This is a genomic window from Lysinibacillus sp. RC79, from assembly GCF_041262405.1.
Taxonomy (GTDB): Bacteria; Bacillota; Bacilli; order Bacillales_A; family Planococcaceae; genus Lysinibacillus.
On the sequence record NZ_JBGCCD010000007.1, the window covers coordinates 14108 to 36696 of the forward strand.

23 protein-coding genes are annotated in these 22589 nt (G+C 35.7%); 12 read left to right on the plus strand and 11 right to left on the minus strand.

Annotation, left to right across the window (positions count from 1 at the left end):
* Positions 1 to 69: 69 nt before the first annotated feature.
* Complete coding sequence (locus ABH968_RS08830; RefSeq protein WP_370043682.1) at positions 70 to 1407, minus strand: aminotransferase-like domain-containing protein; 1338 nt, start codon at positions 1405 to 1407, stop codon at positions 70 to 72.
* A 115-nt stretch (positions 1408 to 1522) separates the two neighbouring features.
* Between ABH968_RS08830 and ABH968_RS08835 the strand changes: the two genes are divergently transcribed.
* Together ABH968_RS08835 and ABH968_RS08840 are read left to right on the plus strand one after the other, a co-directional pair.
* On the plus strand, positions 1523 to 2434 hold the full coding sequence (locus ABH968_RS08835) for a DMT family transporter (protein WP_370043683.1): 912 nt from the start codon (positions 1523 to 1525) through the stop codon (positions 2432 to 2434).
* A complete protein-coding gene (locus ABH968_RS08840) occupies positions 2431 to 3294 on the plus strand; it encodes a DMT family transporter (protein ID WP_370043685.1) in 864 nt (287 codons plus the stop codon). Before ABH968_RS08835 ends, ABH968_RS08840 begins: the two co-directional genes overlap by 4 nt.
* Positions 3295 to 3376: 82 nt before the next feature.
* Here ABH968_RS08840 and ABH968_RS08845 read toward each other — a convergent pair whose 3' ends face one another.
* A complete protein-coding gene (locus ABH968_RS08845) occupies positions 3377 to 4471 on the minus strand; it encodes a sensor histidine kinase (protein WP_370043686.1) in 1095 nt (364 codons plus the stop codon).
* Positions 4462 to 5187, minus strand: coding sequence for a response regulator transcription factor (locus ABH968_RS08850; protein ID WP_370043687.1), 726 nt, complete (start codon positions 5185 to 5187; stop codon positions 4462 to 4464). The genes ABH968_RS08845 and ABH968_RS08850 overlap by 10 nt, the downstream gene beginning before the upstream one ends.
* Before the next feature lie 157 nt (positions 5188 to 5344).
* On the opposite strand from ABH968_RS08850, the gene ABH968_RS08855 reads away from it, so the two are divergent.
* The 5 genes from ABH968_RS08855 to ABH968_RS08875 all read left to right on the plus strand — a co-directional run bounded on the left by ABH968_RS08855 (position 5345) and on the right by ABH968_RS08875 (position 9261).
* A complete protein-coding gene (locus tag ABH968_RS08855) occupies positions 5345 to 6268 on the plus strand; it encodes an ABC transporter ATP-binding protein (RefSeq protein ID WP_370043688.1) in 924 nt (307 codons plus the stop codon).
* Positions 6261 to 6959 (plus strand): ABC transporter permease, encoded by a 699-nt coding sequence (locus ABH968_RS08860; RefSeq protein WP_370043690.1) that lies wholly within the window; start codon positions 6261 to 6263, stop codon positions 6957 to 6959. Before ABH968_RS08855 ends, ABH968_RS08860 begins: the two co-directional genes overlap by 8 nt.
* A 22-nt stretch (positions 6960 to 6981) precedes the next feature.
* Entirely contained in the window at positions 6982 to 7854 is an 873-nt protein-coding gene (locus ABH968_RS08865) for a DUF4097 family beta strand repeat-containing protein (RefSeq protein ID WP_370043691.1), read from the plus strand.
* Positions 7855 to 7992: 138 nt separating this feature from the next.
* Positions 7993 to 8535 carry a histidine phosphatase family protein gene (locus ABH968_RS08870; protein ID WP_370043692.1) on the plus strand — a complete coding sequence of 181 codons (543 nt, stop codon included), beginning with the start codon at positions 7993 to 7995 and terminating at the stop codon, positions 8533 to 8535.
* 69 nt (positions 8536 to 8604) lie between these two features.
* A complete protein-coding gene (locus tag ABH968_RS08875; protein ID WP_370043693.1) occupies positions 8605 to 9261 on the plus strand; it encodes a uridine kinase family protein in 657 nt (218 codons plus the stop codon).
* A 55-nt stretch (positions 9262 to 9316) separates the two neighbouring features.
* On the opposite strand, the gene ABH968_RS08880 is transcribed toward ABH968_RS08875, so the two are convergent.
* The 3 genes from ABH968_RS08880 to ABH968_RS08890 all read right to left on the minus strand — a co-directional run bounded on the left by ABH968_RS08880 (position 9317) and on the right by ABH968_RS08890 (position 11210).
* Positions 9317 to 9967, minus strand: a complete 651-nt coding sequence (locus ABH968_RS08880) for an SIMPL domain-containing protein (RefSeq protein ID WP_370043695.1) — start codon at positions 9965 to 9967, stop codon at positions 9317 to 9319.
* A 311-nt stretch (positions 9968 to 10278) separates the two neighbouring features.
* Positions 10279 to 10581, minus strand: a complete 303-nt coding sequence (locus ABH968_RS08885; RefSeq protein ID WP_249074861.1) for a YunC family protein — start codon at positions 10579 to 10581, stop codon at positions 10279 to 10281.
* Between the two features lie 506 nt (positions 10582 to 11087).
* Complete coding sequence (locus tag ABH968_RS08890) at positions 11088 to 11210, minus strand: hypothetical protein (RefSeq protein ID WP_256469487.1); 123 nt, start codon at positions 11208 to 11210, stop codon at positions 11088 to 11090.
* A gap of 306 nt (positions 11211 to 11516) precedes the next feature.
* Between ABH968_RS08890 and ABH968_RS08895 the strand changes: the two genes are divergently transcribed.
* Positions 11517 to 12254 carry a polysaccharide deacetylase family protein gene (locus tag ABH968_RS08895; RefSeq protein ID WP_370043696.1) on the plus strand — a complete coding sequence of 246 codons (738 nt, stop codon included), beginning with the start codon at positions 11517 to 11519 and terminating at the stop codon, positions 12252 to 12254.
* A gap of 98 nt (positions 12255 to 12352) precedes the next feature.
* On the opposite strand, the gene ABH968_RS08900 is transcribed toward ABH968_RS08895, so the two are convergent.
* Positions 12353 to 12610 (minus strand): hypothetical protein, encoded by a 258-nt coding sequence (locus ABH968_RS08900; RefSeq protein ID WP_370043697.1) that lies wholly within the window; start codon positions 12608 to 12610, stop codon positions 12353 to 12355.
* 107 nt (positions 12611 to 12717) lie between these two features.
* Here ABH968_RS08900 and ABH968_RS08905 point away from each other — a divergent pair, with 107 nt between their 5' ends.
* The gene (locus tag ABH968_RS08905) at positions 12718 to 13509 is read left to right on the plus strand and encodes a DUF2268 domain-containing putative Zn-dependent protease (protein WP_370043699.1); all 792 of its coding nucleotides are present in this window, start codon (positions 12718 to 12720) and stop codon (positions 13507 to 13509) included.
* A 332-nt stretch (positions 13510 to 13841) separates the two neighbouring features.
* On the opposite strand, the gene ABH968_RS08910 is transcribed toward ABH968_RS08905, so the two are convergent.
* The 3 genes from ABH968_RS08910 to ABH968_RS08920 all read right to left on the minus strand — a co-directional run bounded on the left by ABH968_RS08910 (position 13842) and on the right by ABH968_RS08920 (position 17490).
* A complete protein-coding gene (locus tag ABH968_RS08910; RefSeq protein WP_370043701.1) occupies positions 13842 to 15164 on the minus strand; it encodes a CitMHS family transporter in 1323 nt (440 codons plus the stop codon).
* 105 nt (positions 15165 to 15269) lie between these two features.
* A complete protein-coding gene (locus ABH968_RS08915; protein ID WP_370043703.1) occupies positions 15270 to 15983 on the minus strand; it encodes a response regulator in 714 nt (237 codons plus the stop codon).
* Positions 15952 to 17490, minus strand: a complete 1539-nt coding sequence (locus tag ABH968_RS08920; protein WP_370043704.1) for an ATP-binding protein — start codon at positions 17488 to 17490, stop codon at positions 15952 to 15954. The genes ABH968_RS08915 and ABH968_RS08920 overlap by 32 nt, the downstream gene beginning before the upstream one ends.
* Positions 17491 to 17968: 478 nt before the next feature.
* Between ABH968_RS08920 and ABH968_RS08925 the strand changes: the two genes are divergently transcribed.
* Positions 17969 to 18481 (plus strand): DNA-deoxyinosine glycosylase, encoded by a 513-nt coding sequence (locus ABH968_RS08925; RefSeq protein WP_370043705.1) that lies wholly within the window; start codon positions 17969 to 17971, stop codon positions 18479 to 18481.
* Between the two features lie 71 nt (positions 18482 to 18552).
* Here ABH968_RS08925 and ABH968_RS08930 read toward each other — a convergent pair whose 3' ends face one another.
* Positions 18553 to 19413, minus strand: a complete 861-nt coding sequence (locus ABH968_RS08930) for an endo alpha-1,4 polygalactosaminidase (protein ID WP_370043707.1) — start codon at positions 19411 to 19413, stop codon at positions 18553 to 18555.
* A gap of 160 nt (positions 19414 to 19573) precedes the next feature.
* Here ABH968_RS08930 and ABH968_RS08935 point away from each other — a divergent pair, with 160 nt between their 5' ends.
* A complete protein-coding gene (locus ABH968_RS08935; protein WP_370043709.1) occupies positions 19574 to 20017 on the plus strand; it encodes a hypothetical protein in 444 nt (147 codons plus the stop codon).
* Between the two features lie 875 nt (positions 20018 to 20892).
* Entirely contained in the window at positions 20893 to 22524 is a 1632-nt protein-coding gene (gene abc-f / locus ABH968_RS08940; protein WP_370043710.1) for a ribosomal protection-like ABC-F family protein, read from the plus strand.
* The last annotated feature ends 65 nt before the right edge of the window (positions 22525 to 22589 follow it).

The following is a 22589-nucleotide window of genomic DNA, read 5'->3' on the forward strand; positions in this document are numbered from 1 at the left end:
TATTGAACCAAATGATGATGTCTAACTATATGTCTAGCACCAAATTTTCATGAATGAATCCTGTCCTATTTAAAAGTAGTTATTAGGACTTCTAAGGGCGTGAGCAATTCCCTTTATACCGACATCAATTTTTTGGTCAGCAACATTCGAAACATTTAGTTTTAAAATTCGTTCTCGGTAAAAACCATTTAAATAATTACGATCAATTGTATCTAAATAAATGTCCTGCTGTGCTAAATGCTTTATAAGCATATTTGTATTGACCTCCCTTGGCAATACGATATGACTATGCATGCAACTTTCTGTAGATGCTGGATATTTTGGCAAATAAGTTTTAATGGATTGTTGAAGTATATTGGCACGTATTGTATAGGATTCGCTCACTTTCTTTTGGTAGCGTTCAAACATACCACTTTTTAAATATAGCTCTAGCGCAGCTTGTGAAATCATGGAACTATCAATATCTGTGGTATTTTTATGTTTCTGAAAAATATCAATGAATGCATTTGGTAATATAGCAAGTCCAATACGTAAGCCTGGAAACATAATTTTAGAGAAGCTTTTTAAATATATAACATGCTCCTCAGTATCATCTGTAAATATTGGATCATTTTTTGTATTTTGATCGAAATCCGCTAAATAATCATCTTCAACGATATAAACATTATATTTATAGGCAAGCTTTCGAATATCATCCTTCTCTTTTTTACTAAAGGAAGTACCTAGAGGATTGTGCAGGCGTGGCATTGTATAAAAAAACTTAATGTCATGCTTCTTAAAAATAATTTCTAACTCTGCTAAATCTAGTCCTTTTAATGTTCTTTTAATGCCCATTACTGGTATTTGATATGTTTTTAAATAATCCATGTATAGATGGTAGCTAGGTTGTTCTACTAGAATTGTTGTCCGATTATTAGGAAATGGCATAACACTTAACAAGAAGAGAGACTGCTGTACACCAGAAGTGATAAAGATATTATCTTCCTTTGTGAATATTTGATACGATTCTAACAATTTTTTTGCTTCTATAATTAGCGATGGTAATCCTTTTGCTGTGCCATATCGAAATAAGTCTGCTTGATATGTCTCAATAGCTTTATTAATACAATGCTGAAAATCCTTGTAGGGGAATGCATGCCAACTAGGTGATGATGTCGCAAAATCTATACAATTGTACTCTTGTGGCTTATCTGGGAGTTGATTGTCAACAACATAGTAACCACTTTTGGATAGAGCATAGATAAGATGCTGATCTTCCAGTTTCCTTAAGGCGGTCAAAATGGTGCTTTTACTACAAGAAAATTCTTGTGATAAATTACGAATAGAGGGGAGCTTTGCACCAGACTGTAGGGCACCTGTTTGTATTTGGTTCAATAGCTTGGAATAGATTAATTCATATTTAAGCATATACATCCTCCTACGCATCTGTATCGGTACAGATGTGTATTTTTTATATCGTGCGAGTCTTTACTTTTTATTACTATAGCTTTACCGGCCGGAATGAAGAGAAGGAGTACATTATATGACAGTGAAAAGAAAGGCGTATTTGGCAGCAATTATTTATGCTTTTGTCATTGGGCTTTCATTTATGTTTGTTAAAGTTACATTGACAGTGGCAAGCCCTATTGATACACTTGCACATCGATTTACTATCGCACTTATTGGTATTGTCTTTTGTATAGTCATTACACAGAATAAGTTAAAAATTAATAAACGAGATGTAGCCAAAATTCTACCTTTGGCCCTATTATATCCGATAGCATTTTTTACTTTTCAGGTGCTTGGGCTCGCAAGAATTTCCTCCACAGAGGCTGGCATTATTCAAGCGACAATTCCTATTTTTACATTAGTGCTTGCAAGTGTACTTTTAAAGGAAAAAGCTACACGTGAACAACTTATTTTCATTAGTTTATCAGTATTTGGTGTTATCTATATGCTTTTTATGAACAATGGAAGTGCTAGCTCAGGAAATTTAATCGGTAGTGGATTTATATTACTGTCAGCTTGCGCGGCTTCGCTATATAACGTTTTAGCAAGAAAGCTTACAAAACAATATTCATTACTGACATTAACATATGTGATGACATTATGTGGGTTTGTCATTTTTAATGGAGTAGCAATTGGAAATCACTTAATAAATGGTACGCTTCTTCAATTTTTCAGACCATTTGTTCATGTAGATTTTGTTTTAGCTATTTTATATTTAGGCATTCTATCCTCCCTCGTTACTTCTTACTTGTCAAATTATACTTTATCGATATTGGAAGCTTCCAAAATGAGTGTTTTTAGTAATTTTGCTACGCTTATTACAATACTTTCGGGTGTGATTTTTTTACAGGAAACATTTCATTTCTATCATTTGATTGGTGGGCTAGTCATTATTATTGGCGTAATAGGAACCAATTATTTTGGGCATAGGAGGGGAGCACAATGAGTAAATATATCCTTTTACTTTTAATAAGCTGTATTTGGGGTTCTCAATTTTTCTTCATAGCACTAGTAACGAATGATGTTGGAGCAGTTACCCTATCCTTGCTAAAAGCTATCATTGGTGCTCTTTGTTTATCCTTCATTAGTTTATTTTTAAAAATAGAAAACAGCTCGACCGATTTCAAATTGTATGTTGGCATTGCTTTTTTTGAAGTAGTGTTACCATTTATCCTTATTGCACAAGGACAAAAATATGTATCGAGCAGCATTGCATCTATGCTTATAGCGACAGTACCAATCATCACTTTAATTCTTTTCGTCCTTTTCTTTAAAAAGAAAGTAAGTCAGTTTCAATTTTTCAGTATTTTTTTAGGTTTTTTAGGAATGGTTATTCTATCATGGCCGACACAAGCAATGAGCGGCTCAGGAACAGTATTTGGAAATGCACTCCTCTTATTGGCGGCAATTAGTTTTGCACTGTCATTAATTTTAATGGAAAAATTAGATAATCGTTCGCCAGTTATTCATATGCGAAATGTATTATGGATTGCTACAATCATATTGTTACCAGTAGCCTTTATCTTTGAACAACCATTACATTTGGATATAGATAGGCTACAAATAGCCTCGATTGTTATTTTAGGTATTTTCCACGCGGGGATTGTTTACATGCTATATAACCTATTAATTAAAAAAGAGGGAGCATTATTTGCTTCCTTTAGTAATTACATGGTTCCTGTAGTTGGTGTACTGATGGGGTATTTTATTTTAAACGAATCGTTAGCATTGCAGCATATGATAGGAATATTTATTATTCTTTGTGCGCTTTTGTTGTCAAATAAACAGGCTTTCAAAAGTGACTAGGCAAGGGGAAAAAGCTTGGTTATTTGGAGTTTTTAGTATAAAAAAATCACCTCTTAGATGTTAGCTTCTAAGAGGTGGATTTCTATTTTTTAGGTAATGTAATTATAAAAGTAGTCCCATCAGAAGGTTCACTCTGTACTGAGATAGTGCCGTTATGAGCTTGAACGAGCTTATAAACGATCGCCATGCCCAGTCCAGTACCTTCCGAGGAGGCATCTGTTGTTGTTCCGCGATAATATTGCTGAAAAATATTTTCTTGCATGTGTGTGGACATACCTACACCGTTATCCACAATGTGAATTTCTACATGCTCTGTCCTATCAAAAATCTGTGTATAAATATTTGTGTTAGGTGGATTGTGGATAATGGAATTCATAAGAATGTTTTGTAATATGCGTTGCATGAATTTCGTATCAAAGTCAATGTTTATAACAGTTGTATCAGTTTTAAAGTGCAAGATATAGTCATTTGCCTGTGGATTGTTGCTTATAGTAGCAACGATTCTTTTTGTAAAATCTACAATATCCTGATTGGTTTTATGTAAGGGTAACTTTCCATCTGTATTATTAAACTGAATGAAGAGACTTAAATCTTGAATAAGTTCCTCCATATGCTTGCCTTTATCTGCAATCTCTTGGATAAAAGAACGAGCTTCATCCTTAGACCAATCGTATTGTTCGTTTAATAATAGAGTAGAGTAGCCTGTAATATACGTTAATGGTGTTTTTAAATCATGCGAAATACCGGCAATCCATTCTTGTTTTGCTTGTTCAACCTTTTCACGTTCTGTTTCAGCGGCTTTTAATTTTCCTGATAAGGTTTGTAGGTGTTGAAGTACCTCTTGATATAACATATAACGCATACGGAGCTTTCCTTTACGTGTATAGACTTTTGATAGTCCAACAGGCTGTTTGTAGTTTTCCTGTGAAAGCTGATGAATCCAAGACATTATAAAACCAAGGGGACCCCCGAAATACCAACCAAATACAGCAATACAAACAATGGTACTAAACCCGAAAATCCATGCGACTAGTAGACTCTGGTAATCTTCACTAACAGATTTTTTAAAGAGTGGGAGAATACCTTCGAGTCCGATAACAATACAAATTCCGCTCAATAGTATCCACAGAATAATCCCCAGTGCAAGATGCAACGTAAATCGAGTGTTTATTCGCATAGTGAATCCTCTTTCGGTGGAATGAATTTATACCCAATGCCCCTTAAATTCACAATTATTTTAGGTTTACGCGTATCATCTCCGAGTTTTTTCCTTAGCTTTGATATATGAATTGTTACGGTTTTCTCCTCACCATATACATCATTTCCCCACACGAATTCATAGAGCTGTGAAGTGGTGAAAATACGATTTGGATTTTTACAGAAGAAATGTAGTAGTTCTAACTCTTTAGCTGTACACTCGACAGACTGATTGTTAACGGTTAATGTTGCAGATTCAGGATTTAGAGCAAAGTAACCGAAATCAAATTTTGTACTCTGCTGTTGCTGAGAACTTTCATTCATTTTTTGACGTCGAAGGATGACCTTTATTCGAGCAACGACCTCTAAAGGATTAAAAGGCTTTGTAATATAATCATCTCCGCCAATACCCAATCCCGTTAATTTATCAAAATCAGTAGAGCGAGCACTGACAAAAATAATGGGTGTATTTGTATACTTGCGTATTTCTGTGCAAAGTTCAAAACCGCTTATATCTGGGAGCATTATATCAAGCAAAATAATATCGTAATGATTTTCTTTTACAAGCTGTAGTGTACCTTTGCCCGTTGAAGAAGTATCAATATTTATAAAGTTTTCTTTTATTAAGGTAATTTCTAGTAATTTTAATATACCGATTTCATCATCTACGATTAGGATTTTTTCAACAGTTTCCATTTTTATCCCTCATTTCAATTTCATCATAACAGCTTCTGATCTTTATATCCTTACTCTCTTGAAAAAATTACTGTCATTTTCCATCGAGTTTACTTTGATTTTACTTTCACTTATTAAGCTTAATGTAACGAATTCAAAATGGTAAGGAGCACACAACATGGAAACCGTTATTCAACTACATCAATTAAGTAAGAGCTTTAAAGGAATCGAAACCGTCTCGAACGTCAATATGAACGTTAAGAAGGGGGAGATTTATGGGTTTCTAGGTCCGAATGGGGCTGGAAAAACAACGATTATGAAGATGATTTTAAACTTAGTAAAACCAACTTCAGGTGAAATTAAAATATTGAATCAATCCATTTCTACTACTTCCTATCAATACTTGAGCAAAATAGGCAGTATTATCGAGTACCCTGAATTTTACGACAGGCTAACAGCGAAGGAGAATTTAGAGCTTCACTGTGAGTATATTGGGGTTTATGAAAAAGGAGCCGTTGAGGAGGCATTAGAAATAGTAGGTCTTAATGGTGTTGAACATAAAAAAATATATGAATTTTCGCTAGGGATGAAGCAAAGATTAGGCATCGCACGTGCCATTGTTGCCAAACCGGAAATTCTTATTTTAGATGAGCCAATTAATGGTCTTGATCCAATCGGTATTAAAGATATTCGGGAGCTCCTACTACATCTAAAGGAGAAGCTTGGAATCACCATATTAATATCCAGTCATATCGTGTCAGAAATTGAATCAATAGCAGATACAATTGGCATCCTTCATCATGGGGAATTATTGAAAGAGGTAAGGATGGACGATATTCGAAAAGAGAACATGGAGTATCTGGAGATACAAATAGACGATGTGAAAAAAGCGATTCATGTGCTAGAGAACAAGTTAGGAATTCAAAAATATGAAATTGTCGGTCAGCATTGTATTCGGATTTTTGAACATGACATTTCCCAATCTCAAATTAATAAAGAACTTATATTAAATAACATTGCTGTCAATGGCATTGAAAAACAGCAACAGCATTTAGAAGAGTATTTCTTAAATCTTATTAATGGAGGGAATCAAATTGCGTAAACTATTAAGACTTGAATGGAAAAAGAATAGTATGTCTAGCTATTTTAAAGGCTTAATCATTTGTATTATTGGAATTTTTGCGGCAGTTGCACTTATGGCAGTCGGTTCTGGAGATGAAAAGATGTTTCTAGATTATACAGATTTTATGTCTTTAACAAATATTTTAATTCGCATTGTTTTTATCATTTTTGCGAGTGTAATTCTATCTCGTTTAGTTATTGACGAATACAAAAATAAGACGGTTCAATTATTATTTACGTATCCATTAAAAAGGAAAAAAATTATTTTTGCTAAGCTAACTTTAGTTTTCGGATTTTGTTTCTTTAGCATTATCATTGCGACCTTAATGATTAATATCGCGGTTTACTTTTTAAATCCAATGATGAATTTGTTTGAAGCTCCTGTTGAGATACAGGCGATGGCAGCTACTATACCATCTACGTTTATCAATGCTTTTATGATGGCTGGGGTAAGCTTAATTCCTTTGTACTTTGGTATGCGAAAAAAATCAACAGCTTCGACAATAACGTCAGCTGTCTTAATTGGATTTTTGATTAATGCAACGGTTTCAAATGGGGATACATCTACTAGTTTATCTCAATTTATCATTGTCCCAACAACAATGTGTCTATTAGGACTTATTATCGGCTATCTGTCCTATTATAAAGTCGACAAAGTAGATTTAACCTAAAAATGAGAAATGAGGATGTAAAGTGAAAAAAGCAATCATAGCCTTAATATTCGTTATTGGGGTAGGAGGAATACTCTTCACCCTTAAAATTAATGGAGAAAAGAGCATCACTGAAGAACAGTCCTTTGATGTTAAGCAAATTGAAGAACTAGAAATAAACATAGAGTCTTGGAATATAGCATTAGAAAATACAGAATCTGATAAACTAACGATTGAATTTGAAGGTAAGCAACAACAAAAGCAGCAAAGCAATCCTGTTGAAATTGAGAAAGTTGGAAATAAAGTAAGGGTATTTCAACAAGACAATGAAGAAGGGCTTATGAAAAACTTTAGCTTTGGAAAAAAAGATACTATTCACATTTCGATCCCTAAAAATGCAGTGAGTAAGATTGCATTAAAAAATAGTTATGGTGATATCAAAATTAACAACATTGAAACGGAAGAACTTTTGATTTCAACGGATTCTGGCGCTAAAATCATTAAAGGATTATCGGCTGATAAAGGTACAATTACATCAAAAGATGGTGAATTGAGTATCGTAGACAGTTCTTTAAATGAATTAACAATAACCGCTACAAACGGTGATAGCTATATTACTAGAGTCAACAGTTCGAAAACGAAAATTACTTCGACTAGCGGTGAAGTCTTAATGAAAGAAATCATCGAAGGAAAAGCACTATTTGTAGAAACTGCTTCAGGAGATATTACAATATCATACAAAGAGGCACCAAAATCATTAGAGCTTATAGCGAACAGTGAATCATCTGACATAAGCGTTAATTTAGAAGGTTATCAGAAGGAAGAACATACGGATCAATTAAAGAAAGGTAAGATTGGTGATGCATCAAACAAGTTGGAACTACTTAGTAAAGGCGGTATAATAACTGTAAAATAAATGCAGAGACCATGTTTCTTAACAGGTATCATGCTGTATCAAGTCTATATTTAAAAGAACATGAATCACAACAAAATGCAGACGTTGTAGGTAATAACAATGATATCAGTTCTCCATATTTCCTCTAGGAGGTTAGAAATGGCTAAACATATATATGTAATAAGACATTGCGAAGCCAAGGGACAGTCGCCGGATGCTTTTTTAACAGAACAGGGCTTTCACCAGGCTGAAATTTTAGCCGAGTTTTTCACTGACAAACAAATTGATCGAATTATTGCTAGTCCCTTTTTACGAGCAATTCAAACTATAGAACCGCTAAGTAAGAGGGAAAATATAAATGTTGAAATTGACGAACGCCTTTCAGAACGCATATTAAGCACAAATGATTTACCAGATTGGTATGAAAAACTTCGAGCAACTTTTACCGATATGGAGTTAAAGTTTGAGGGTGGAGAGTCAAGTAATGAAGCGATGGAACGTATCGTTAACGTAGCTGAGGAAACTTTCAAAAGTGAGTCTGAACATACAATTATCGTTAGTCATGGAAATATAATTACCTTATTGTTGAAAAATTATAATAGCGATGTTGACTTTCAATTTTGGACTCAACTAAGTAACCCAGATGTTTTTCAGCTAAGTATTAAGGATCATGAAGTGATTCTAGAACGTGTATGGGAATGATTAAAAATCGAATGGAATTTTGTGTAAATGTATTTTGTGATAAAAGGAAGCGGTAGTGGGGGGAGAGAGATGGATAGGTTATTGCAAGAGATCGTTACTTGGGCCAACAAGGAAGATAAACCAATCGTCATTGGTATTTCAGGACATGGTGCAGCAGGAAAAACAACGTTTGCCAATAAGCTTATTAACTGTTTAAACCAAAGTGAAGTGAATTATATTAATACAGACCCGTATATTGTTAGTTCGGATATACGCAAGCATACAATTATCAACTATACTTTTCGAAACGCACAGCATCATTTTAAAATGACCGCTTGCCATCCAGCGGCACATCATTTACCTTCTTTGGAAAGAGATATTCAGATGGTTAGAGAAGGTCTGGATTTATTGACAATTGATACGCATTATATGAAAAGTGCGTTAATTTCTTCAAAAACTAAAGTAACCATTGTTGAGGGAATGAGTGTAGCATTTATTAATCCGAAGTTATTTAATTTAAAAATTTATTTTTATACAGATGGTGAGACGGAATTAAAGAGAAGGTCGGGCCGTGATGTACTTGAAAGGGGAGCCGATATCAATTATTTAAAGCAGTCGCATGAAGAACGTAGAATTCAATATGAATTGTTTATGCATTCGTATAGTCAGCATTTTGATATTATTGTAAAAACCTCTGATGAAGTAATATGTCTAGAAAGAAATACGTTTGAATTTAACTACAGATAATCGCTACAAGCTTCAATAACTTTAAGAGCCTTCATGTTTTAGGCAGAAGACTCATTTAATATTGAAACTTCACTCGGACAGTCGCATTAATAGTCATTTGACCTTGTTCAATAGGTGTAGAAATGGTGGAATCAACCGTCGACATGGATCTATACAGGACTGGTTCAATTTCATGTTCCTCAATGATTTCGATTGGCTGAGGCTGGATGGGCAAACGCATCGTCTCGGCAATTGTTTTAGCTTTCATTTGGGCATTATGAAGAGCTAAACTTAGTGCCTGCTGGTAATAGGCATCCGTATTTTCAATGTTAAAGTGGATAGAAGAAATGCGGTTTGCACCATTTTGCACAGCTGTATCAAGGACTAGGCCAACCTGATTTGTCTCAGTTACTTTAACGGTAATGGCATTTGTCACTTCATAGCCTTTAAAAACTTGTTTACTGTTCTCAAATTCATAATGAGGTGCAATATTGTAGCTCGCCGTTTGGATATGTTCTTTTGGGATATGAAGAGCTAAAATGGATTGGATAACACGATTCATAATCATCGCATTTTCCTGCTGTGCATCTTGTGCATTTTTCCCTTGTGTACTTACCTCTACTTGAAGCTGGACATAGCTTGCTTTAGCCATTACTTTTCCATTTCCGGTCACAACTATAACACGGGGGACATGAGGAGTTTGCTGACCGACATTTGTATAATACATAGAATACCACCTTTCGAAAGGCTCATACTATGCTTGTGATAAGATGAAAATCATTCAATATAAATTTTATAATGAAGAAAAAGCGTCCAGTTTAACTTCTTTCAGCAGAAATCTCCCACCTCTATAGGCGGTGGGATGAATGCAATTTTAAGGCGGGTGTCCAAACATCCGCTGAAAGAAGTTAAAGCCTCCGGCGGATGTCGCGGAATCGGAAAGGAGTTCTTTGTGCAAGCACAAAGCCGATTCCGGACGCAATTATGCCGAGGCATAATTGATTGCCTTGACGCTTTATTTATGCACAAAAATATCTGTTACACCATTTTTAATAACGCCTCTACACCAGACATTCCTTCAGTAATACCAAGTTGATGCGCTTCATATGTCACGGATTCTAATGGAGCCGTCAATAGCTCATCAATTGTTTTCACACCAACTGCCCGACCAGCAATAATTTTTCGGTCTGCTAAGCGATCATTTAATAGGCCAACATCTAAAGCACCACACATAATGTAGCCTGTATCATTTGAAATTGTCAGCAGTGTTGTTTTTGGTAATTGAACAATTATCGCAGTGAAAAAATGGCCTTTAATCATAATAGGCTCAATTGTTACCATCCGAAATCACTCCTTTTCTCTATATACATATGGTAATAGATTAAAAGGTGTTCGACATTTTCACTAAAAATTATTTGTTACCTAAAATAAAACGAACGGTACAAATGTATTCTTTGTTAGCACTGCGCTTTCGCACAGATATAATTGCTGTAATTTCTTTTTATCACTATAAATTACAGTGACAAGCAGAAGATACATGCAGTGAAGTGGTTGATTGGAGTGGAGACTGGGCGACTCCTTGGGGATCAGCAATAGAGGAACGAAGGCTAAAATCATCACGTCCTGTGATAACGCCTTCGTGACCAACATCGTGTTGGCCCGAGACCCTGCAGCGCAGCGAAGCGGCTCATCGGACGCCCCCAGGAAAGCGCCCAGTCGGAACGGAAATCAACCACTCGTTTTGCCGAAAGGTACATTTTTAAAATTACAATTTTATTTTTATTGACACAATAGTTCCCAACAAAATAAAAGAATCAACCCGTTTTAAAGTTGATTCTTCTTTTTAATTATTTTGTATAAGAAAGCATAGCTGTTTGCTTGAAATTTTTTAATGCAACCGTTGCCTCGTTTTTAGTTTTATACTCGAACATACGATAAGTATTTTGTTCAAAAACTGTAATAATCCACATAATGAAAAATCCCCTTTGTTGTTTTGTACTATAACAATCGGTGAAAAAATTAATTTTTTCTCTCGTTGTTATATATCAGTTATGTCTATCATTTTACATCAATCAGTGAAAAAATAAAGTACTACGAGAGTGTTTTCACATTTCGTTCAAAATATAACAGGGAATTTATAAAATTTTTATGCATGAATTAATTTTTGAAATAATTAAGAGGAGGAAACGGCCAAACCTTCACAAGTATAATTCATTATAATTCGTAAATAGTAAGTTGACGGAGTTATGTGAATTTGAATTTGGGAGGTGATGCTTATGACACGTAAATATGTATTGGTTTTATCCCTTTGTTTTTTAATCATATCGGTATTTTCTACAGAGCTGACAACGTATGCGGATAAAGGTCGACCTTATTATGAGGAGACAGGGGAAGTTGTGTGGGACATTAACACAAAAGACAAAATAATTGCTCTAACCTTTGACGATGGACCTCATCCCAAGTATACGGCAGCTATTTTAGATTTATTGGCAAAGTATGATGCAAAGGCGACGTTTTTTATTATTGGAAAAAATGCAGAAAAATATCCAGACCTTGTTTTACGATCTTATTCAGAAGGGCATGAGCTGGCCAATCATACGTATTCACATCCGTTTAAAGCTTCCGTAGCTGAATTACAGGCACAACTGCGTAAGACAAAGGCAATAATTTATGGTATTACTGGATTTGCACCAATTTTGTTCCGTCCTGTAGGTGGTTACTATAATGATCAAATGATCAATGCCGCTGTAAAGGATGGATACAAAGTAGTTATGTGGTCTTGGCATCAGGATACTCAAGATTGGAAACAGCCAGGTGTTAACAAAATTGTCCAAAAAGTGATGAATGGGTCGAAGCCTGGAGATGTTATTTTGTTCCATGATGGAGGCGGCGATCGTACGCAGACTATTAAGGCACTGGAAGAAATCTTACCAGAACTTAAAAAACAAGGTTATACATTTGTCACAATATCCGAGTTGATTAAAAGCAAACAGCAACAAGAGCAAGTGCAATAAGGAAAATAAGCCATCTCAACAGATTGAAATGGCTTATTTTTTTCCATGACAGAAGGTTATCATAGCGCAGCGGATATGCATAAATTAAAATTTCAATATTACCAAAATAATAGTGGTGCTAGTGCAATTCCGGCAATTAATCCAAATGCGATTCCAAAGCCAAAGCCTGCTCCTCGTCCTCCCCAACCCCAATAACCTAAACCATAACCGCCAAATCGTCTATCAGGTTGAATCCACACCTGTCTTCTATCCACCCTAGTTATTTCTCCATAATGTACTCTGCCACATGTTTCTGTAATTCTTACACGTTTCCCATGATAATTACAACAAAGATTATAAGTATCAGCTGGATTCACAAACTATCCCTCCTTTCGACTTCCTTACAAGCTAATATATGCGGTTGCAATCATTATCACTAGCCGATTGTCTACTTCGGACATAAGCTATAGTAAGGAGGGAATGTATGTCAGTAATACCAACAGATGAGTGGCTCAATGAATTAATAGCTAGTCAAAGGCTTAATGAAAGTAAAAATCCTGAGGACCTACAACGTTCTATTTTTTGCGATCGTTTAGTAGAGATTTTTATTGGTGGATCTCCAGATGAAATACAATTTGAACTACAGCAGCAAGGGCTTTTTAATTCACATGAAAAAATAGACATTAACAAGTTAAAAAAACAAAACGTTTGGGAAGTAGTACAGAAGGAATTTATCTATTTAAAGGAGAGATGGAGCGGTCCCAATATACCAATCTATATCTTCCCGATAACGCAGGAGCAAACAATAACGAATAAAAACGGTGTTGCCTATCCAAATGCTATGTTTTTATATATAGGAGAGCTTGAAAAGCAAGAGCTTAAATCTTTATTTGCACATGAGTATAATCATGTTTGTCGTCTGCAATATTTAAATAAATCTCTAAACGAAGTGACTCTGTTAGATTCTTTAATTTTAGAGGGATTAGCAGAATGTGCAGTGGAGAATATTTACGGTGAAAAATGGTTAGCACCATGGTTGAGGTCCTACTCATTAGATAAAATGTTAGAAATTTGGAAGGAGCATTTTTTGCCTCAAATCAATATTCAGGGTTTAAACAATCACGCTGAATTTTTATATGGTGGAAAGCTTCCTCAATGGATTGGGTATTGCATTGGTTATGAAATAGTAAGGTCATATATAAAAAATCATTCATCCAATAACCTGCATATAAAAAGCTCGAAGGAAATACTTACTGGCTCTGATTTTTCAATATAATCAATACCTATGTAAAAGGTTCATCACCGAAAGTTGGGGATGGCATTTTGTTAAGACGTATGTAATGAGGATAAGTTGATTGGAGTGGAGGCTGGGGACTCCTTGGGGATCAGCAATAGAGGAACGAAGGCTAAAAGCATCACGTCCTGTGATAACGCCTTCGTGATCAACATCGGTGCCGCTGCCGCTTCGCTTTCGCACAGACAAAACCCAGTTGTTGCCCCGACGCCCCCAGGAAAGCGCCCAGCCGGAACGGAAATCAACCCCACGCTAAGAGGATAGAAAGATAACCAGTTACCGATCAATGCTCGACAACTGGTATTCTAGTTAATTTAGATAGCAATAATTCCTAATGCTACAGCAATAAATAGTAAAGTAATGCTCAATCCCCACATCCAGAAGAAAGAGTATTTTAAGTGTTTCCCCATTTCTAAGCCTGATAAGCCTAAAGCTAACCAAACAGCAGGGGCAAGTGGCGATACAAATGTACCTACAATATTACCAATAATCATTGCATAGGCAGTTGAAAGAGAATCAATATCGAAAGATAAGCCAATCTGTTCAACTACAGGGAATAAAGCGAAGTAATATGCATCCGTACTTAGTAATAAATCAAATGGTACTCCCAATACCCCGATAATGATATGTAAATAAGATAATAGGAATGATGGTAAAATATTTACAGCATTATTGGCAATAGCAGTTAACATTCCTGTACCATTGAGTATACCTAAAAATAATCCAGCAGCAATTATTATGGATGCCATCGTTAAGGCATTCGGAGCATGTGCTTGTACACGTGCCATTTGTTCTTTAGGAGAACGATAGTTGATTGGCAAGGCGATGGCCACGCCAATTAAAAAGGCTAATCCTGCTGGTAAAATACCTGCAACTAAAATTCCAATAACAAGAACAGTAACAATTGCATTGATCCACAATAGTTTTGGTCGTTGTAAACTTGTGTCTACTTCGGATGAAACAACACCTTGTGTCATAGCATGATCATCATTTGTGAAGTCAAGGGTACCGTATTGTTTTAGAATACGGCGCTTTTCTCTAAAACCAAGGAACACAGCTAAAGCTATCATTAACGCGACACCAATGATTTGAATAGTGATTAAAGGATACCAAAGTTCAGTTACATCCGTTTCTAAAACTGAAGCAACACGACCTAATGGACCACCCCAAGGAATCATATTAATTACTGCTGCAGCTCCTCCAACTAGTAACAGCAATAGATATGGATTCATCCGTAAACGTAAATATAAAGGCAATAATGCTGGGATTGTAATTAAAAATGTTGAAGCTCCAGAACCATCTAGTTGCGCCACAACAGCAATTATCACTGTTATCACTGCAACAACAATAATATTCCCTTTTGAAAGCGCAATCATTTTATTGATCAATGGCTCAAATAATCCTACATCCTGCATAATACCAAAGAAAATAATTGCAAAGATAAACATAACAGCTACGTTCATCACAGAGCTTAATCCAGAACTAAAGAATTCTCCTAATTCATCGAAATTAAAGCCAGCTATAAATGCTGCTACAATAGGTGGTATAACCATTGCTACAAGTGGTGATACTCGACCACTAATAAGTAGAGCAACAATAATAATAATTGTTAAAAATCCTATTATACTTAGACTCAAAAACATTTCCTCCCTTTTTGTTCAATCATTCAGATTATTTAAAAAGTATCATAGTGCTAAAGAGAGGAAAATAATATAGTCATATGTTAAATAAAGAACATACTATTAGTTTTGTTCATAAGTTCCATGATATACATATTTTCGTTCAGGTCTTCCAACGGTTCCATAAATTAGTTTTGTCTGTAAAAACTGCTCGCCTACTAAGTATTCTAAATAACGGCGAGCTGTTGAACGACTAGAACCGATGAGTTCGCTTAATTGTGAGGCTGTGAGCTCCTGGGTTTTGAGATCTTCAAAAATGCTTTTAACAATTTGTAATGTATGCAAATCAATACCTTTTACAAACGTTTCTTCATCTACTATTTTATTGTTTGATTCACTATAGAATAATGAATCAAGGTCATTTTGAGTGACATTTTTGCTATTTTGAAATAAACGAGGTTCCTGCAAATATTTTTGAAATGCGCGTTGAAGCCGTTGCTCTTCAAAGGGTTTTATTAAATAATCTAAAATTCCTAAGTCTACTATATCCTTTATTAAACTTATTTCAGTTGCTGCTGAGATTACGATAATTTTTATAGATGGATAGAGGTGACGTATATGGCTTACTAATGAGCTACCTTCAACATCAGGAATATACAAATCTGTTAATATAATTTCTGGTAAACTAGAAGTCACTTTCAGCTTTTCAATCGTTTCTTTTCCTGTGCGTAAATTTTCAGTGACGATAAATCCTTCTATATTATGAACATAATCTGCATGAATTTTTGCTACTCTAAAGTCATCTTCAATAATCCATACACTTTTTAATGTTGTCATTCTCAATGTCTCCTTTAGGGACTATAATTAAAAAACATGCTCCTGATAAATCACCTGAATCCAATAAAATTTCCCCATTTATCTCCTGAAGGGCTCTCTTGCTTATAGCAAGTCCATGTCCGCGATCTAACCCTTCTTTAGTAGATACACCCTTTGTAAAAATTTTATCGTAAATATTGTTATCAATACCTGGTCCATTGTCTTGAATCTCAAATAAGTAATGGTTTTTATAATTGTTGATCGATAGTTGAATCACTTTTTCTGATGATTCCCAGCTTTTTAAAGTCTCAATAGCGTTTTGAAGTACATTACCAAGAGCTGTTAGGATAGCATTTTCTTGCTGTTTAGATAATTCAATAGATGAAGAAATTTCGCTTAGCTCGAGTTTGATGCCTAGTTCCGCGGCTTCTGCAATTTTCCCCTGAATTAATGCAAGTAGAAGAGGGGTTGTTACATTGCTATTTAAAAAAGCTTGATTTTTAAGTTGTATGTTTCGTTCTTCTTTAATAAATTCAATTGCTTCGTTGTATTGTTTATGAACAAGTAAACCTAAAATGATATGAAGCTTATTCGCAAATTCATGAGTATATGCTCGTTGAACATTTGCATACTGCTTCATCTGTTTTAATTCATCAATGACTTTTTGAATATCTACTTTCTTTCTAAAGGTGTACAATGAACCGATTTTCCTTTTCTTTTCAACTAAAGGCGTTTTATTTAAAATGATAATATGCTCATCAAGTGGTAGCTCTAAATTATGAATGCTTTTCTCTGCAACAATTTTAGGCGTAAAAATATGCTCAATTTTTGTACCCATCCAATCTGATAGAGATTTATTGTGAGCTGAATCTAGCATTTCATAAGCACTTTTATTAATGGTCGTAATTTGATTAAAGTGATCGACAGCCAGTATACCCTCTGCTGTTGTTTCTAAAATGACCTTGTTTTGTTGATATAATTTAGCAATTTGAATAGGTTCCATATTAAACAATAATTTTTTTATATAAATGGAAATAGCTATTGCACCTAATATTCCTATTAACAGAATAATAATGGTGTAGCTGATCCATTTGTGAATGTAGCTTTCGATGATTGTGTCGATATTTTCTGTTAAAAAACCGACAGATACAACACCAATAATTTTATTGTCTAATATGATGGGGGCTTTACCTCGAATAGATTCACCTAATGACCCCATAGTTTTAGAAATATAAGCTTGTCTATCTAACAATGCGGCATCATTGTCTCCGCCAACCATTTTTTCTCCAATTTTATCTTTTAAAGGATGTGAATAACGAATTCCTTCAGAATTTCCAACGACAATAAATGCTGCGTCAAATTCTTTTCTTAAAGGCTCGACGATTGGTTGAATGATTTCACTTGGCTTTTCTTTATCAAATGCGGTAATGATTTCTTCCATAGATGCGAGGGTTTTTGCAATATTTAATGCTTCCATTCCCATCTGTTTTTCTGTCGTATCTCGGATATGTTCTTGCAAAAGATACATAAACATTCCACATATTAAAAGGATCAAAATACTTATTAAAAAAATCATTTTAACTGTAAGAGATTGGAACCAACTTCTCATATTTCACCTCTATGTAGTTTGATACTCGGAATTAATTTTTCTTCGTATAGGCACTTTAAAAAATAAGTGACAGTATGCTAACAAAAACATCTAAAAAAGGGTGCATTTGAATTAGTCTATCATAAATATCCAACAAATAGAGAAAGGCCCTCAAGCTTGATTTATTTTAAAATAATGGGAAAACTATCACCAAAAGATGTGGATGACATTTGTTAAAACGTATGTTTTGTATGTAGGTTGATTTCCGTTCCGGATGGACGCCCCCAGGAAAGCGCCCATCTGGAACGGAAATCAACCCACTGTATAGGGATGAACCTTGATTTTTGGTATTTGATACATGCCCTTCAATGACATTGACACAAAATTTCCGCTACAATATTAGGAAGGAGTGATTGTAATGTCGGAAGAACTTAAAAATGTATTACCACCAGTTATTGATTTATCAACGAAGGTGTTAATTGTCGGCTCAATGCCAGGAAAGCAATCATTAGAGAAGCAGCAATATTATGGTAACCCACGCAATCACTTTTGGCCGATTATTGGAGGAATATTAGAGGTAGATGTACCTCAGGATTATGGGCAAAGATTAAAATTGCTAAAGGATCATCATATTGGTCTCTGGGATACAATAGAATCGTGCGAGCGTAAAGGAAGCTTAGATGCAGCCATTCGTAATGAAAAACCGAATGATTTTAAAACGCTTTTTGAACACTATCCTAATATTGAGTTAGTGCTTTTTAATGGCGCAAAGGCATTCGAAGTTTTTAAAAAACATATTGGCCTTGAGGTTTTAGATGGTCGAGCATATCAGAAAATGCCTTCGACTAGCCCAATACCAGGTAAAAATATTAAATCTTTTGAAGAAAAGCTTGAGGATTGGCGAGTAATGCAATCTTATTTGCCGAGATAAGTACATTACAAAGAAATCCCCTCCGAGGAGTGTTACTTAACGGAGAGGATTATAAGCCATGAGGGTGGACATTACTGCCATGTGTTGTAGTATGATCCTGCCGCGCTATAAAAGAATTTAAAATGATATTTTTCAGCTAAGGTACGACTTTTTTCTTCATCGTTAAATCCAATTGTCATCACCTGTGTACCGGATTTTTCTCGTATCTGTACTAATTGCTGCATCATATTCAACGACCATTCATCTTCTCCGACTACATCATACGAAAAATTTTCCCACATAATAAAATCGACATATGGAGCTGTATAATCAGCTAATGTTTGAAAACCCCAATTTTGAGCAACAGACAGGTCGTTATATTGCTGCTTTATTTTTTTTATAAAGGCAAGCATTGCTTCATTTTGCGCGCCCTGTTCTTTTTCAGGTAAGTAGGACTCGATATTGCCAACAGTATCTAAAAACACACCATCCAAGCCTTTTTGAACAATTTGTTTTTGAATTTCTTCTAGCAAAAGCTCTTGATAGTGTTTAGATGTCATATCCATTAGATACGAATCCCACTCAGAGAAATACATCTTTTCTCCACGCTCGTCTTTATAAAAATCCTCTTCTTTCAATCGGCTATAGAACTCTGAATTCCATTTGTCTGCTTCCATTGCGTTAATATAGCCATAAATTAATGTTCCGTTTTTTTGAGCCTGCTTAATATACTTCTGCTGCATTTCGATAGGCTCCACAATGACTAAATCTACTTTAGCCATTTCCTTGCCAATCTTATCGTTCCCTGCATCTAAATAATATTTGTACTTCTTAACAGCTGCTAGCTTGTCTTGAATACTTGTTGATACTGCAGAAGAATTTGTAGAGTTAAAAAATAGCCATATCCCAAAGGACAGTAGGATTGTAGTGATTAGTAAAAATATTTTTCGCATAAGAACTCCTTTTCTTGGAAAACATACCTTTTATTATACAATGTCAACCATGAAAATACGAATGCAGTTTGGGACGACTAAATACTAAGCTAATAGGCAATTGCTCAACGGTTATTAGCCCTCTTACATATATTGAATTATGTAAAAGGAGGAGTTTGTCATGTACAATCCATATGAAGAAATTATGCCGCTTCCAGAACCTGGTTTCGAACCATCATTCGGACTGCCTGGTGTTGGAGCACAACCATCGTTTGGACCGCCTGGTTTTGGACCGCCACCATCGTTTGGACCGCCTGGTTTTGGCCCACCACCATCGTTCGGACCGCCTAGTTTCGGCCCACCACCAGCAGGTCAAATGCCTCTTGGTCCACCACCTAGCTTTGCGCCATCACTTCCACCATTCGGAATAGGTTCAAGTGGTATTCAATCATGCTTATTTAGAAATACGTATATATGGATGTTTAATGGATCAGGCTTTTGGTTCTTCCTAACTGCTGTAGGAAGAGAGTTTGTTGCAGGGTTCCGATGGAGTAGCAGAAGTGGTTGGCGCTTCCAAACCATCGCAAGAAGAAATATTCGCTCGTATGAATGTTCGAGATGGTAATTAAGAGTATTAAGAAGCCGTGTTAAATGGTTCATTTAGTTGTAAACTATTATGTCTATGAAATAAAGGTGTCATTATAAATAAAATATAGCTATTCAGCAAAACGAGGGGTTGATTTCCGTTCCGACTGGGCGCTTTCGATGAGCCGCTTCACTCGCGATGGTCGCTCCGGGGTATCATCTGTGACGCTAATCCCCAAGAGGTCGCCCAGCCTCACTCCAATCAACCACTTCACACAGCATGTCATTCTAATTCACGAAGATTGCCTTTGCCGTTTTTTAACACCATGAACCAATAAGAATTCCCTAATTAGCATGATGTTACTTGGTGTATAACTATTTACCAGTTTTATTGTTTTTATTTTAAAGACAACGATGTTACAATTATTGTAATTAATGATGAAGGGACGATGGGTGGCTAATGATTAACTAATCTTATTTTTTACACATGAAATTTTATCTTCGTTTAATAGGTGTTCAAACACCTATTAAATGAAGATAAAGCCTCCGGCGGATGTCACGGATTTTCAAAGGAATGAATTGTGCGGGCACAATTCAAAATCCGGACGCAATTACGCCAAGGCGAAATTGATATTTCATCACTGAATCAAAAATAGGATTAGTCTGCCCATTTTCCATAACGCGCACTTCGTATCGGCGAAGCTTTGTCGATTTGAGGTTGTACTATACTTACAGGTGCTTCATTTTCCATCTGAACGTTTTATTTAGAAGCAGATAGGAAGTAGCTTGCTTAGTAATGGAACACAAACAAAGCTATGTTCATAAGCTTATTTGTGTATGATATTTTTGCGACTAATCCTTCCAAAATACTTGGAGGGATTTTTTTGTCCCTCCGAATGGAGAGGAATGAATGTTATGAAGGAACTTTTAAAATTACAAGACGTACATTTTGAAGTAAAGGATATAAAAATTTTTGAACATGTAACAGCAACCGTAAAAGAAGGCGAAGTAATTGGCATTATTGGTAGAAATGGTGCTGGAAAATCAACATTATTGCAGTTGATTGCAGGCTTGATAGTGCCAACTGCTGGACAGTTACGTTGGGTGCAGTCTGCTAAAGTTGCCTTTGTGGAACAGGAAATCGCACATTTTGATACGCTGGAGGTAACTGCGGGCGAGGCTGATTTGCTTGCTAAATGGCAAGTGCCGAATGTGTTATTTTCAGCCTTAAGTGGCGGGGAGAAACTAAAAATGCGTCTTGCTGATGGTTTTGCACAAAAGACTCAATTACTTTTATTAGATGAACCTACAAATCATTTAGATGAGCAAAGCACCACATTGCTCATTGAACAAATAAAAAGTTACGATGGCGCAATCATTGTTGTTTCACATGACCGCTATTTTTTAGACGAGATTGCAACAAAAATTTGGGCTTTAGAAGAAGGAAAACTTATAGAGCATAGCGGCAATTATTCTAGTTATATGGCCGCTAGAGAACAGCGAAGACTAACACAGCAACGCGTTTATGAAAAACAACAAAAAAACATCGAACGCATAGAAGCGCAGATGCAGGAGCTAACATCATGGTCACAGAAGGCACATGCCCAGTCTACAAAGCAGGAGGGCTTTAAGGAATTTTATCGTGTAAAAGCAAAACGTATGGACTCGCAAGTTAAATCCAAGAAAAAACGATTAGAGAAGGAGCTTGAAAAGGCTAAGGTTGATGCTGTAGAACCTGAAGAAAAGATTCGTTTTTCTTTAAATACAAATCAACGGGTAGGGAAGCGTTTTTTAGAGACAAAGCATTTAACGAAGTGCTTTGAGCAGCGTGTTTTATTTAAAGATGTAAACGTAATTGCTCAATTTGGTGACAAGATTGCCATTACTGGATCGAATGGTAGTGGCAAAACAACTTTATTAAAGGTGCTCTTAGGACAGATAAAGGCAGAAGGAGAGGTTTGGAAATCTCCTGCCGCGAATATCGGCTATTTAACGCAGGAAGTATTTGACTTACCACTGGATCAGACACCTGAGCAATACTTCAATAAGGAAACCTTTGAGGAACAAGGGAAGGTTCGAAATTTAATGAAGCATTTAGGCTTTACGCCAGCACATTGGACTGCACCAATAGGCGAAATGAGCATGGGCGAGCGGGTAAAATGTAAACTAATGGCTTACATTTTAGAGGATAAAAACGTGCTTATTTTAGATGAACCGACGAATCACCTTGACTTGCCTTCAAGGGAGCAATTAGAAAAAACGCTAGCGCAATATAAGGGAACTTTACTTGTTGTCTCACATGATAGATATTTTCTTGAGAAGGTAACAGATAGTGTGTGGGAGCTTAGAAATCAACGTATTGAGAAAAAGTGGAGAAATAACGCGCCTTCTCAAGTCGATGATAAAGCTACTCTTCGTTTAAAGCTTGAAAATGAAAGACAAGAGATACTTGGTAAGCTTAGTTTTCTTACAGCGAAGGATAAGGATTACGCTATGCTTGATCAAAAGTTTAATGAATTGACGAAGCGAATTAATGAGCTTAAATAACTACAAGAGTTTTTAGGTAGGGAAAGAAAGGAGTGACCTTACACGATTAGTTCTGAGATGAACCT